Raw genomic sequence first — 13051 nt, forward strand, 5'->3', positions numbered from 1 at the left:
GCACTCATTTCTCGTCCTCCAGCGTCCAGGCTACCAACGAGTCGCCCATGCGGGTGCCGAACGAGCCGTGGCCGCCCGCCATCACCACCACGTACTGCTTGCCGGTCTTGCCTGACACATAGCTGATCGGCGTGGCCTGGCCACCGGCTGGCAGGCGGTCTTTCCACAGTTCCTCGCCAGTGTGCATGTCGTAGGCGCGCAGGTAGTAGTCCAGGGTGCCGCTGAGAAAGCCCAGGCCACCGCCGGTGATCAACGGCCCGCCGAGGTTCGGCACGCCGACGGTCAGGGGGATACCCAGCGGCGCGCTGTCACGGCTGGTGCCGTTCTTGTGCTGCCAGACCTTGTCCATACTGCGCAGATCCACCGCCGTCACATAGCCCCATGGCGGCGCCTGGCAGGGCAGGCCAAGGAGCGACAGGAAGGGTTTCAGGCTGACCATGTAGGGCGCCCCGCGATTGGGTTGCAGGCCGTGTTCGCTGCCACCGGCAACGGCCTGTTCATCGCCCCCCTCACGCTTGACCAGACGCGAGACGAACGCCAGGTAGTTGGGCGCGCCGAAGAGGATCTGCCGCTGCGGATCGACCGCCACCGACGGCCAGTTGAATACGCCGACGTTGCCCGGGTAGATCAGCGAGCCCTGTTCCGACGGCGGGGTGAAATCGCCCTCGTAGCGCAGGCGGTGGAACTGGATACGGCAGGCCAATTGATCAAACGGAGTGCCGCCCCACATGTCGCGCTCGCGCAATGGCTCCTGCGGGGCATAGCTGAGCTTGGACGCCGGCTGGGTCGGCGCGGTGAAATCGCCCTCCACCGTGCCCTGCGGCACCGGATGCTCGCTCACCGGCACGATGGGCTGGCCGTTGCGCCGGTCGAGCACGTAGAGGTCGCCGCGCTTGGTCGGCTGGATGATCGCCGGCACCGGGCCGTCGGGGCCTTGGATATCGACCAGGGTGGGCTGCGACGGCAGGTCGCGATCCCAGAGGTCATGGTTGACCGTGCGCAGCTCCCAACGCACCTTGCCGGTGGCCAGGTCGAGGGCCACCAGCGTCGCGGTGAAGCGCTCGGCCTCGGGGCTGCGCTGCACTGCCCACTGGTCGGGCGTCTGGTTGCCCATGGGGATGTACACCAGGCCCAGCGCCTCATCCGCCGTGGCGATGGTCCAGGAATTGGGCGTGCTGCGCACGTAGGTTTCACCGGCCGGCAGCGGCTCGGTGGCGTCTGGACGGCCGGGATCGAAGTTCCACACCAGCTCGCCGCTGTTCACGTCGTAGGCACGGATCACCCCGCCAGGAGAATCCACCGAACCATTGTCGGTGATCGAACCACCGACTATGACCAGGTGCTCGGTTACCACCGGCGGCGAGGTGGGCAGGTAGACGCCGAGGGCATCGTCGCCCAGCCCCACCTTGAGGTCGACCTTGCCACCCTCGCCGAAGTCCTCGCAGGGCTTGCCGTCGTACAAGTCGAGGGCATAGAGGGTAGCGTCGTTGGTTGGCAGGAACAGGCGCTGGGTGCAGCGTGGCGGTGCCGCGCTGCCAGCGGCGGCCACGGCGTCAGGCTTATCCGCAGCGTAGGCGGCGGCATCGTGGTAGGCCAGGCCACGACAGGTCATGTGCTGGTAATACTCGGCCTGGCGGTTGATCGCCGGGTCGAAACGCCAGCGCTCCTTGCCAGTATCGGCATCCACGGCGATGGCGATGCTGTGCGGGGTGCAGATGAACAGGTTGTCACCGATCTTCAGCGGCGTCACCTCGTTGGTCAGCTCGGAGGGGTCGCCCTCACCGGGCAGATCGCCGGTATGGAACTCCCAGGCCTTCTTCAGGCGGCCGACATTGTCCGGGGTGATCTGCGCGGCGCTGCTGTAGCGGTCACCCTGCGCCGAGCCGCCGTAGGCCGTCCAGTCTCGGGCCGAGGGCTCGCCTGGAGGCGCGGCCATGCGCTCCGCCTCGAAGCTGCCCGCCAGGCGATGGTAGTCCTGCGTCAGCGAATAGCCCGCCATGCCTGCCCCTGCCAGTAGGCCGAGGCCCAGCAGAACGCTGGCACCATCGCGCCAGGAACGTCCCGGTGCGATATGCCGGTTGATCCACGGCAGCAGCAACCACAACCCCAGCACGCACCACAGGTCGATGCGCGGTGCCAGTTGCCACCAGTCGAAACGGACTTCGTAAATGGCCCAGGCCAGGCTAGCCAGTAGCAACAGGGCGTATAGCCATAGTCCTGCGCGGCGACCCTGGAGGATCAGCACCGCCACCGCCAGCAGGCCGAGACCAGCGAGCAGGTAATACCAGGAGCCACCCAGCCACGCCAGATAAGCGCCACCGAGCGCCATCAGCACACCCAGGATACCGGCCACCCAGGCCGTGACTCTTACCCGCAGGGGCTGGGTCATCTTGTTTTCAGTCATTCTCCATTCCCCTTGCCACGGCCCCGCCGGGAATCGGGGCCCTGGTCAATGGATACGGAGCTGGGGTGAGAGTTCAGCGATTCTGAACGATTGGCGAGGTTTACAGGCCGTTAGATTCTTTGCGGAAGCTTGGGAGATCAGTCTTGATAGCGGACTGGCAAGTTTGTGTGTTGCTTGGTGTCTGGACGCCGCTGCGGTGTATTCAGATATTCCGGGTTTCGCCCCCTCGGGCGACTCACTTTTCTTTGAAATCGGATTGCCGCCCAGCGCAAAGAAAAGTAAGCAAAAGAAACGCACCCCCGCAATCCGGAACTAGGCGTCCCCGTCATGCTGCGCTCGACTTCCCTCACTCCGGCAATGCTCCGGGGTCGGCTTACAAGGGCCATCTCTGGCCCTTCAAGCGGGGCCGCCATCGGTATCTCGCGGCATCCATGCCGCTCGCCCCCTGCGCAATGCCTGCGTTCGGCCTCCTGAAGGGGGAGTTAGCGCGCCTGAACGTACATTGGCTCCGGACATGTCCGGCGCGTTCTGGTAACAGTGGAACCACGACGTGGCTGTCGAATTAAACCAATCGTTTCATTCGCGTAGGGCGTACTCGCGAAGCAGTACGCCGTTGGGAGTACGGGACGTAGGTTGTGGTGCCGAACTCGGCATGGCCCGGCGGACTGTTCGCTGGCGCTCCTGAGTCCGCCCTACGGCTGGGCTCTCAAACATTCTGTGCTAATTCTGTGTTACCGCAGGTTCAGGCGCGTGCAGAGCCCGCCCAGGAGGGCGAACGCAATCGCCGTGGAAGAGGTTGAGCGACATGGATGTCGCGAAAGCCGCGATGGGCCAGGGATGGCCCACCGCGGCGGGCCTCTGGAACGGCGATGGAGTGAGCGAACCCTCGCGAAGCGAGGGCCGGATGATCGGGCGGAGGGTTTTGGTTACTTTTGCCCGTCAAAAGTGACTCGCCCGGGAGGGCGAAACAAAAAACATCAACAAAAACGCGGCAATTCGGAACAGGCCCCCGGACAACCAACACGAAACACAAACTTGCCAGTCCAGTATCAACCCAGCACTCCCCCCCTAAAAATACGAAGACCATTGAAAACCACAGACGATTGCACGAATGCAGACATCAGCGCGGCGCAGGATGCCAAAGCCGAGGTAGTTTTCAACGGCCTACCGAGGCACAGGCCCTCAATGCCCATCGAGATAACGCTCCACATCCAGCGCCGCCATGCAGCCGGCCCCCGCGGAGGTAATGGCCTGGCGGTACACCGAGTCGGCCACGTCACCAGCCGCGAATACGCCGGGGATATTGGTGGCCGTAGCGTTGCCGTCGCGCCCGCCGTTGACCACCAGATAGCCGTCCTTGAGAGTCAGTTGCCCCTCGAACAAGGCGGTGTTGGGCGTATGGCCGATGGCGACGAACAGCCCTTCCACCGCCAGCTCGCTGCGGGCGCCATCCTGGTGTTTCAGGCGTACGCCGGTGACACCGCGGGCATCGCCCAGCACCTCCTCGACCTCGGCATTCAGGCGCAGCTCGATCTTGCCCTCGGCGACACGCGCCTGCAGCTTATTCTGCAGGATCTTCTCGGCACGGAAGGCGTTGCGGCGATGGATCAGGGTCACCTTGCTGGCGATGTTGGCCAGGTATAGCGCCTCTTCCACCGCCGTGTTACCCCCACCCACCACAGCCACTTCACGGCCCCGGTAGAAGAAGCCATCGCAGGTGGCGCAGGCCGACACACCACGCCCCATGAAGGCTTCCTCGCTGGGCAAGCCCAGGTAGCGCGCGCTGGCGCCGGTGGCGATGATCAGGGCATCGCAACTGTAACGCCCACTGTCGCCGATCAGCGTGAAGGGCTTGCCCGCCAGATCCACGGCATTGATATGGTCGAAGACGATCTCGGTGTCGAAGCGTTCGGCATGTGCCTGCATGCGCTGCATCAGCGCCGGGCCGGTCAGGCCATGGGGGTCACCCGGCCAGTTGTCCACTTCGGTGGTGGTGGTCAACTGGCCACCGGCCTGGATACCGGTGATCAACAGGGGCTTGAGGTTGGCTCGCGCGGCATAGACCGCCGCGCTGTAACCGGCCGGGCCGGAACCGAGGATGATGACCCGGGCGTGACGAAGGTTGCTCATGCAGTGACTCCTGGCTGGCGCGAACGGCCAGCACGTAATAAAAAGGGGACTCTCGAAGCACTTGGGGAAGGCTTGCGGGGGTGAGAGCCCCCGGAAAGCGAGGCTGCGCCCAAGGCTACCGAGCCGCTCTGGCGCCAGGAAATTTGCATTGCCAATTTCCGGCATAGAGCGGCCCTATCGCCGCCCGCTGGCGCGCTGAACTTTCGCCGCAACGATGAAGTCGGTATGGTCGCGCCAAACCATCATCAGGAGGCCATCATGCCCGCCGCTCCCGTCCTGTCCGGCCCGCAATACCTGCGCGAAGGTCTGAAGCTGGTGCTCAGCCCTGGCTTGCGCCTGTTCGTGCTGCTGCCCTTGGCGGTCAACCTGCTGCTGTTCAGCCTGCTGATCGGTTTTGCCGTGCGCGAATTCGGCGGCTGGGTGGATACCTTCATGCCCACCCTGCCGAGCTGGCTGAGCTTCCTGCAGTACATCCTCTGGCCCCTGTTCGTGGTGTTGGTACTGCTGATGGTGTTCTTCACCTTCACTCTGCTGGCCAACATCATTGCCGCGCCGTTCAACGGTTTTCTCGCCGAGAAGGTGGAAGTGGTGGTACGCGGCGAGGATCACTTCCCGCCGTTCAGCCTTGCCGAGCTGACGGCCATGGTGCCCCGCACCCTGGGCCGGGAGATGCGCAAGCTGGCCTACTTCCTGCCGCGCGCCATCGCCCTCTTGATCCTCAGTTTCATCCCGGTGGTGAACCTGGTGGCCGCGCCCCTATGGCTGTTGTTCGGCGTGTGGATGATGGCCGTGCAGTACATCGACTACCCGGCCGACAACAACAAGATGAGCTGGCAGGACATGCTCGCCTGGCTGCGCGAGAAGCGCTGGCAGAGCCTGAGCTTCGGCGGCATCACCTACCTGGCCTTGCTGGTGCCGGGGCTGAATATCCTGATGATGCCGGCAGCGGTGGCCGGTGCCACGCTGTTCTGGGTGCGCGAGCGCGGCTAGCCGGCGTCGTCACAAAAGCGCCACGACAACGACACATTGGTTACATCGGCCAGGCAGAGACTGCTCCCATGAACGCATCCTCTCTGCATATTGCGCTGATCAGCGAAACCTTCCCGCCGGAAATCAACGGCGTCGCCAATACCCTCGGCCGCCTGGTCGAGGGGCTGCGCGGGCGCGGCCATCGTGTGCAACTGGTGCGCCCGCGCCAGGCGGACGACGCAGGCACGCAAAGCGATGCCGAACTGCTGCTGACACGCGGCTGGCCATTGCCCGGTTACCCCGGCCTGCAGTGGGGCCAGTCGTCCTTGCACAAGCTCCTGCGTCGCTGGCAGCGGCAGCGCCCGGATGTGCTCTACATCGCCACCGAAGGCCCGCTCGGTCTTTCCGCCCTGCGCGCTGCGCGGCGTCTGGGGGTTCCGGTGGTCAGCGGTTTCCACACCAACTTCCAGCAATACACCGGGCACTACGGGGTCGGCCTGCTGACCCGCGCGCTGACCAATTACCTGCGCTGGTTCCACAACCGCACGCAATTGACCCTGGTGCCCAGCGTCGGCCAGAAGGTGGAACTGGAACGGCGTGACTTCGAGCGCCTGGCCCTGCTCGCCCGTGGCGTCGACAGCCAGTTGTTCAACCCCGGCCGGCGCAGTGATGCGCTACGCACAAGCTGGGGTCTGGGGCCGGATGAGCTGGCCGTGGTGCATGTCGGCCGCCTGGCGGCGGAGAAGAATCTCGGCCTGCTGGTCAAGGCCTACGAGCGCCTGCAGGCAGCCTATCCGCAGCGGCGCATGCGCCTGATTCTGGTCGGTGACGGCCCGCTGCGCAGCAGCCTCCAGGCGCAACTGCCGGAGGCCCTGTTCTGTGGCCTGCAACGGGGCGAAACCCTGGCGGCACACTATGCCTCGGGCGACCTGTTTCTCTTCCCCAGCCTGTCGGAGACTTTCGGCAACGTGGTGCTCGAAGCCCTGGCCTCGGGGCTAGCGGTGGTCGCCTTCGATCAGGCCGCAGCGGCCCAGCACATCCACCACGGTCACAATGGCGCCCTGGCCCGGCCCAGCGACGAGCAGGGTTTCTGCGAGGCCGCCATCTGGCTGCTGCACGATGCTGAAATGCTGCGCCGAGTACGCCTCAATGCCAGGCGGCATGCCAGCCACCTGAGCTGGGATGGCATCGTCAGCCAGTTCGAGCAGCACCTGCACAGCGCCCTGCAGGCGCCTGCACAGGCCAACGGCAACGCGGCCATCGGCAGCCGTGTCTCCAGAGGCTGAAGGCCGGCTCAGTCGATACCGAGTTTCTTCAGGCGATAGCGCATCGAGCGGAAGGTCAGCCCCAGGCGCTGGGCCGCCGCCGTGCGATTCCAGCGGGTTTCCTCCAGCGCCTGCATGATCAGCTTGCGCTCGATGTCCTCTAGGTAGTCCTCGAGGTTGTCGATCTGCGCCAGGCTGGCCTCCCCGGCCTCCCCCGCGGGGCTGCAGGCATCGGCCAGGCGCAGGTCAGCGGCGCTGATCTGGTCGTCCTCGCAGAGGGTGTAGGCGCGCTCGAGCATGTTCTCCAGCTCCCGCACGTTGCCAGGGAAGCGGTAGTTCTTCAGCTTTTCCAGGGCCTCGGCTTGCAGCCTGGCTGGCTCCAGGCCGCTGCCTTCGGCCAGCCGCGCCAGCATCACTTCGGCCAGTTGGGCGATGTCCTCGCGGCGCTCGCGCAGGGGCGGCACGCGCAGCTCGATGACATTGAGGCGGTAGTAGAGATCCTGACGAAAACGCCCCGCCGCCACCTCGGCTGCCAGATCCTTGTGCGTGGCGCAGAGGATGCGCACGTCGACCACCACTTCCTGCTGCCCACCCACCGCGCGCACGGCCTTCTCCTGGATGGCACGCAGCAGCTTGACCTGCATCGGCAATGGCAGGTCGGCCACCTCATCGAGGAACAGGGTGCCGCCGTTGGCCGCCTGGAACAGGCCCTGCTTATCTTCGATAGCGCCGGTGAAGCTGCCTTTCTTGTGGCCGAAGAATTCGCTTTCCATCAGCTCGGTGGGAATCGCCCCGCAGTTGACCGGGACGAAGGGCCGCTCGGCGCGCGGGCCCTGCTCGTGAATCAGGCGCGCCACCAGTTCCTTGCCGCTGCCCGACTCGCCGCTGATGTACACCGGCGCCTGACTGCGCGCGAGCTTGTGGATCTGCTTGCGCAGTGCCTTCATCGGCGGCGACTCGCCGAGCAGGCGGCTGTCGACGGGTGCCTCCTGATCCTCCGGGGTGCGCAGGCGCATGGCAGCGGCCACCAGTTCGCGCAGCCGGCCCAGCTCCACCGGTTTGGTGACGAAGTCGAAGGCGCCAGCCTTGAGCGCATTGATCGCGGTATCGAGGCTGCCGTAGGCGGTGATCATCGCCACCGGCACCTGTGGGTGACGCTGCTGGATGTGCTGCACCAGATCCAGACCGGTGCCATCGGGCAGGCGCATGTCGGTCAGGCACAGGTCGAAGGGCTCGCGGGCCAGCCACTCGCGCGCTTCCTTGACGTTGCGTGCGCTACGGGTGTCCAGCTTCATGCGGCCCAGGGTGATTTCCAGCAATTCGCGGATATCCGGTTCGTCGTCGACGATCAAGGCTCTCTGGCGGGTCATGGTCAGCTCAGTTTGCGCGGATGGGCGAAGGTGATGCGGAAACAGCTACCGCCCTCTTCGCGGGGTTTGTAATCGAGGCGGGCCTGGTTGCTTTCGCACAGCTCGCGGGAGATGTACAGGCCCAGGCCGGTGCCCTTGTTCTCCGTGGTGTAGAACGGCTCGAAGATATGTTGCTTCTGCTCGGGCGGCACGCCTGGGCCGTCATCGAGTATCTCCAGCACCGGCAGGTCGCTGGCCTCGTCGCGGAACAGGCGCAGCCAGACCTGGCCGAGCCGGTGCTTCTGCGCGCTGTAGCGCAGGCCGTTCTGCACCAAGTTGGTCAGCACCTGGTTCAGTTGTTGGGGATCCATGCGCGTCTGCAGGCTGCCGCTCTGGGTCTGCAGGTGAAGCTGCCGGTCGGCCGGCGCCGAGCTGCGGAACTCGCTGGCGAAGCGATGCAGCCAGTACTTGAGGTCGAGCAGTTGCGGCTCGGCCTGGCGCCGCCGGGAAAGCTGCAGCACGTTCTCGATCACCAGGTTCATGCGCTTGGAATGATCCTGAATGATCTGCGCCAGACGCTGATCCGGCCCCTGCAGATCCTCGGACTCCTGCAGCAATTGCGCGGCATGGCTGATGGCGCCGAGCGGGTTGCGGATCTCATGGGCAATACCGGCGGTCAGGCGCCCGAGCGAGGCCAGCTTGAGTTGCTGCGCCTGCTGGGCGATCTGCGAGATATCGTCGAGAAACACCAGGGTGTGCTGCTGCATGCCGCGCTGCAAGGAGATGAAGCTGGGTTGCAGCACCGGGCCGTCGATCTGGGCCTGCAGGCTTGCCGGGCGCAGGGTGGGGTTGTGCTGCCATTGCTGCAGGCGTTTGACCAGCTCCGGGCAATGCGGGTCGAGGATCTTGCCGGCCAGTTCGCCCTGCCCCAGCAACTGTGTGGCGCCCTGATTGGCCAGCAGCACACGATGCTGGGTATCGAGCACCAGGATGCCGGTGCGCATGCGCTGGATGATCTGGGTGTTGAGCTCTTCGAGGTTGGCCACATCCGCTGCGCGCTGTTCGGCCAGGGTCTCGCTCAGGCGCAGGCGCCGGGTGATGCCCTGAATGAACAGGGCGCCGGCGAAACACAGCGAGCCCAGGGCCCCCGCCTGCACGTACTGGGACGAAGCGGCGGGGTAGCGCAGACTCAGGTAGAAGGTGGTGAAGATCAGCGCCAGCGCGGCGATGGCGGCGATCAGCAGACCGATACGGCCGCGCAGAAGGATATTGGCAATGGCCACCGCCACCACCAGCAAGTTGCCGATACCGCTGGGCGTGCCACCGGCGGCGTAGAACAGGGCCGAGAGGAAGATCACATCCACCAGCGCCAGGCTGAACAGTTGCAGCATGTGCCGGGGTTTGTGCACCAGCACGGCGATGAAGATATTGGTGATCAGGTAGATCCAGCTACCGGTGCGAAACAGCTCGATATGCACCAGATCGAGCAACTGCTCGTCGAGCTTACTGGAAATCAGCAGCACCAGCGCCAGGCCGATGCTCAGCCGATAGAAATGGTAAAGCCTGAGAATCCGCCGGGCCGGTACGCTGTCCAGGCCTGCGAAGCTCTCAGCGATCACCGGCATGCGGGCCTTGCTCGAGGTGTGCCTGGCTGCAGAACCACTGCTGATCCTGGCTCAGCGCCTCGCTCTGGGGGACGTGCACGCCACAATGAGCGCAGCGCACCATGGGCGCGGCGGCATCGGCCGGCGGCGCCTGCCGGCTAGGTTTGGGCGCGCTGATGTAACGGCGCCAGACCCAGACCGCCGCGCAGATGATGGCGATCCAGAACAACAGGCGAAACAGTCCCATGGTGCATGCTTTCCTTTGGTCGAGGCTGGCAGTTTAGCCAAGCGCAGGCCGTCGGCACAGAGGCCAAATGGCAAGCCGTGCGCAGTTCGGCAAAGGCAGCGCGCCACTGGCGCTTCATCACGCCCATGAAAAAGGAGGCCGAAGCCTCCTTTGTCTGCGGTGATGCCTGAATCAGTCGAACAGGCCGAAGGTCAGGTAGCTCCAGAAGGAACGCTTCTTCTCGGTCTGGCCGGTCTTGGCATCCTGCTGCAGCTCACGCGGAATCTGCTGCACAGCGTCTTCGTACTGACGGATCACGTCCTGGCTGGCGCGGGTCTCGCCCGGCGGCAACGGCGCTTCGGAATCGAGCAACCCGAGGGTGGCCTTGGCCAGCCAGGAGTGCTCGTCGTCACCCTCTTCCAGCGGTACGAACTGGCCGTCCTGCAGGCTGGGGTGATCCGGGTAGTTGAGCTTGAGGGTTTCCAGGCTGGTGGCAGCCAGGTCATCCAGGGAAAGGTGCTGGTAGGCCTCGGTCATGATCGCCAGGCCATCACCGACCGACGGCGTTTCCTGGAAGTTCTCCACCACGTAGCGACCACGGTTGGCAGCTGCTACGTAGGCCTGTCGCTTGAGGTAATAGTGAGCGACATGCACTTCATAGGCCGCCAGCAGGTTACGCAGGTAGATCATGCGCTGCTTGGCGTCCGGCGCGTAGCGGCTAGTCGGGTAGCGGCTGGTGAGCTGGGCGAACTCGTTGAAAGAGTCGCGCGCCGCGCCCGGGTCACGCTTGGTCATGTCCAACGGCAGGAAGCGCGCCAGCAGGCCGCGATCCTGGTCGAACGAGGCCAGGCCCTTGAGGTAGTAGGCGTAGTCGACATTGGGGTGCTGCGGATGCAAGCGGATGAAACGCTCGGCCGAGGACTTGGTGGCCTCCGGCTCGACGTTCTTGTAGTAGGCGTAGATCAGCTCCAGTTGCGCCTGCTCGGCATAACGGCCGAAGGGGTAGCGCGACTCCAGCGCCTTGAGTTTGGCGATGGCCTGGGTATAGCTGCGGCTGTCCAGGTCGGCCTGGGCCTGCTGGTACAGCTCCGCCTCGCTGAGGTTTTCATCGACCTCCGGCTGCTTGGAAGAGCAGGCGGCGGTAAGGGCGAGGATGGCGATCAGCAGCAGGTGTTTCACTTGCATAGCGGCTTGCGTCCCTGTGACGGCTGCAGGGCCGTCCTGTTATGATGAGCGCCCCCTGGAAACCCCTGGGGCAAAGACGCCGTATTTAACCACAAGCCTGTCGCCGAAACCAAAGGCCGGGCGCCCGCCGTTGCCGAAGATGACTTCCACGATCAAACAGCCCATCCAACTCCAGGCCGAAGTGCCCTTCGAACTGGGCGGCCAGCGCCTCGATCAGGTCGCCGCACAACTGTTCGACGAGTTCTCCCGCTCGCGCCTCTCCTCCTGGATCAAGGACGGCCGCCTGACCGTCGACGGCGCCGTGGCGCGCCCACGCGACACCGTGCATGCAGGCTCCAAGCTGGTGCTCGATGCCGAGCAGGAAGCCCAGGGTGAGTGGCTGGCGCAGGACATCGAGCTGAACATCGTCTATGAGGACGAACACCTGCTGGTGATCGACAAGCCGGCCGGCCTGGTAGTGCATCCGGCCGCCGGGCATGCCGACGGCACCCTGCTCAACGCCCTGCTGCATCACGTGCCGGACATCGTCAACGTGCCGCGCGCCGGCATCGTTCACCGCCTGGACAAGGACACCACCGGCCTGATGGTGGTGGCCAAGACCCTGCAGGCGCAGACCAACCTGGTCGAGCAGTTGCAGAAACGCAGCGTCAGCCGCATCTATGAATGCATCTGCATCGGTGTGATCACCGCCGGCGGCACCATCGACGCGCCCATCGGCCGTAGCTCCAGCCAGCGCCAACGCATGGCGGTGACCGATGGTGGCAAACCGGCCATTAGCCATTATCGCGTGCTGGAGCGCTATCGCTCGCACACCCATGCACGGGTCAAGCTGGAAACCGGGCGTACCCACCAGATCCGCGTGCACATGAGCCATGTCGGCTATCCGTTGGTGGGCGACCCGGTGTACGCCGGGCGCTTCCGCATTCCCCCAGCAGCCAGTCAGAGCCTGGTGCAGAGCCTCAAAGAGTTTCCGCGCCAGGCCCTGCATGCACGCTTCCTCGAACTCGACCACCCGGCCACCGGCCAGCGCATGAAGTGGGAGTCACCGTTGCCGGACGACCTGGTCTGGCTGCTCACCCTGCTGCGTCAGGATCGCGAGGCCTTCGTCGGGTGAGCGCCCACGACTGGCTGCTACCCGACTGGCCCGCGCCGGCCAACGTACGCGCCTGCGTGACAACGCGCAGCGGCGGGGTCAGTGCGGCGCCGTTCGACAGTTTCAACCTCGGTGACCATGTCGACGACGACCCGGCTGCCGTCGCCGCCAATCGCGTGCATCTGGTCGACACCCTCGGCTGCCAGCCGGCCTGGCTGCGTCAGGTGCATGGCATTCTGGTGGCCGAGGCCGATCCCGCCACAGTGATCGAAGCCGACGGCAACTGGACAACCACGCCCGGTATCGCCTGCACGGCGATGACTGCCGACTGTCTGCCAGCCCTGTTCTGCGACCGCGCCGGCAGTCGTGTGGCAGCGGCCCATGCCGGCTGGCGCGGGCTGGCCGGGGGCGTGCTGGAAGCCACCGTGCAGGCGCTGAACGTTGCACCGCAGGAACTGCTGGTATGGCTCGGCCCGGCCATCGGCCCGGCTGCTTTCGAGGTGGGTGGCGAGGTGCGCGAGGCCTTCGTGCGCCAGCATGCCGAGGCCGAGCAGGCGTTCGTGCCAGGAGCGGTCGCGGGCAAGTTCATGGCCGATATCTACCAGTTGGCGCGCATTCGCCTGGCGGCCATCGGCGTCACGGCCGTCAGTGGCGGCGGGCTGTGCACCTATCACGACCCACGCTTCTACTCCTACCGCCGCAGTGCCCGCACCGGGCGCTTCGCCTCGCTGATCTGGCTGCAACCCTGAGCCATGGGCGCCCGGTGCGGCCCAGGCTTAGGCGCTGCCATTGCGCCCCCACACGCACTGAACCTTAATCACTGCCA

General features: G+C 65.3%; 10 protein-coding genes. 4 read left to right on the plus strand and 6 right to left on the minus strand.

The features are described from left to right. Nucleotides 1–4: 4 nt before the first annotated feature. Complete coding sequence (locus tag PVE35_RS20165) at nucleotides 5–2404, minus strand: membrane-bound PQQ-dependent dehydrogenase, glucose/quinate/shikimate family (RefSeq protein ID WP_277372787.1); 2400 nt, start codon at nucleotides 2402–2404, stop codon at nucleotides 5–7. 1182 nt (nucleotides 2405–3586) lie between these two features. After that, the gene (gene trxB / locus PVE35_RS20170; protein WP_277372788.1) at nucleotides 3587–4534 is read right to left on the minus strand and encodes a thioredoxin-disulfide reductase; all 948 of its coding nucleotides are present in this window, start codon (nucleotides 4532–4534) and stop codon (nucleotides 3587–3589) included. Between the two features lie 258 nt (nucleotides 4535–4792). Between trxB and cysZ the strand changes: the two genes are divergently transcribed. Further along, the gene (cysZ, locus tag PVE35_RS20175) at nucleotides 4793–5524 is read left to right on the plus strand and encodes a sulfate transporter CysZ (RefSeq protein ID WP_268178858.1); all 732 of its coding nucleotides are present in this window, start codon (nucleotides 4793–4795) and stop codon (nucleotides 5522–5524) included. 68 nt (nucleotides 5525–5592) lie between these two features. After that, nucleotides 5593–6789 (plus strand): glycosyltransferase family 1 protein, encoded by a 1197-nt coding sequence (locus tag PVE35_RS20180; RefSeq protein ID WP_268178859.1) that lies wholly within the window; start codon nucleotides 5593–5595, stop codon nucleotides 6787–6789. An 8-nt stretch (nucleotides 6790–6797) separates the two neighbouring features. On the opposite strand, the gene PVE35_RS20185 is transcribed toward PVE35_RS20180, so the two are convergent. The 4 genes from PVE35_RS20185 to PVE35_RS20200 all read right to left on the minus strand — a co-directional run bounded on the left by PVE35_RS20185 (nucleotide 6798) and on the right by PVE35_RS20200 (nucleotide 11132). Continuing rightward, entirely contained in the window at nucleotides 6798–8138 is a 1341-nt protein-coding gene (locus PVE35_RS20185; protein WP_268178860.1) for a sigma-54 dependent transcriptional regulator, read from the minus strand. 2 nt (nucleotides 8139–8140) lie between these two features. Further along, entirely contained in the window at nucleotides 8141–9742 is a 1602-nt protein-coding gene (locus tag PVE35_RS20190) for an ATP-binding protein (protein ID WP_268178862.1), read from the minus strand. Then, nucleotides 9726–9968 carry a PP0621 family protein gene (locus PVE35_RS20195; protein ID WP_268178864.1) on the minus strand — a complete coding sequence of 81 codons (243 nt, stop codon included), beginning with the start codon at nucleotides 9966–9968 and terminating at the stop codon, nucleotides 9726–9728. Before PVE35_RS20195 ends, PVE35_RS20190 begins: the two co-directional genes overlap by 17 nt. A 171-nt stretch (nucleotides 9969–10139) precedes the next feature. Continuing rightward, on the minus strand, nucleotides 10140–11132 hold the full coding sequence (locus PVE35_RS20200) for an outer membrane protein assembly factor BamD (RefSeq protein ID WP_268178866.1): 993 nt from the start codon (nucleotides 11130–11132) through the stop codon (nucleotides 10140–10142). A 139-nt stretch (nucleotides 11133–11271) separates the two neighbouring features. On the opposite strand from PVE35_RS20200, the gene rluD reads away from it, so the two are divergent. Continuing rightward, nucleotides 11272–12246 carry a 23S rRNA pseudouridine(1911/1915/1917) synthase RluD gene (gene rluD / locus PVE35_RS20205; protein ID WP_268178868.1) on the plus strand — a complete coding sequence of 325 codons (975 nt, stop codon included), beginning with the start codon at nucleotides 11272–11274 and terminating at the stop codon, nucleotides 12244–12246. Further along, nucleotides 12243–12974, plus strand: coding sequence for a peptidoglycan editing factor PgeF (gene pgeF / locus PVE35_RS20210; protein WP_277372789.1), 732 nt, complete (start codon nucleotides 12243–12245; stop codon nucleotides 12972–12974). The genes rluD and pgeF overlap by 4 nt, the downstream gene beginning before the upstream one ends. The last annotated feature ends 77 nt before the right edge of the window (nucleotides 12975–13051 follow it).

This window comes from Pseudomonas sp. AA-38, assembly GCF_029457475.1.
In the GTDB taxonomy this organism is placed as follows: Bacteria; Pseudomonadota; Gammaproteobacteria; order Pseudomonadales; family Pseudomonadaceae; genus Aquipseudomonas.

What these genes read in the sequence shown, in the direction of transcription:
- PVE35_RS20180 (WP_268178859.1), top strand. Translation starts at nt 5,593, where the DNA reads ATGAACGCATCCTCTCTGCATATTGCGCTGATCAGCGAAACCTTCCCG.
- PVE35_RS20190 (WP_268178862.1), bottom strand. Translation starts at nt 9,742, where the DNA reads ATGCCGGTGATCGCTGAGAGCTTCGCAGGCCTGGACAGCGTACCGGCC.
- PVE35_RS20200 (WP_268178866.1), bottom strand. Translation starts at nt 11,132, where the DNA reads ATGCAAGTGAAACACCTGCTGCTGATCGCCATCCTCGCCCTTACCGCC.
- rluD (WP_268178868.1), top strand. Translation starts at nt 11,272, where the DNA reads ATGACTTCCACGATCAAACAGCCCATCCAACTCCAGGCCGAAGTGCCC.
- PVE35_RS20165 (WP_277372787.1), bottom strand. Translation starts at nt 2,404, where the DNA reads ATGACTGAAAACAAGATGACCCAGCCCCTGCGGGTAAGAGTCACGGCC.
- PVE35_RS20195 (WP_268178864.1), bottom strand. Translation starts at nt 9,968, where the DNA reads ATGGGACTGTTTCGCCTGTTGTTCTGGATCGCCATCATCTGCGCGGCG.
- trxB (WP_277372788.1), bottom strand. Translation starts at nt 4,534, where the DNA reads ATGAGCAACCTTCGTCACGCCCGGGTCATCATCCTCGGTTCCGGCCCG.
- PVE35_RS20185 (WP_268178860.1), bottom strand. Translation starts at nt 8,138, where the DNA reads ATGACCCGCCAGAGAGCCTTGATCGTCGACGACGAACCGGATATCCGC.
- cysZ (WP_268178858.1), top strand. Translation starts at nt 4,793, where the DNA reads ATGCCCGCCGCTCCCGTCCTGTCCGGCCCGCAATACCTGCGCGAAGGT.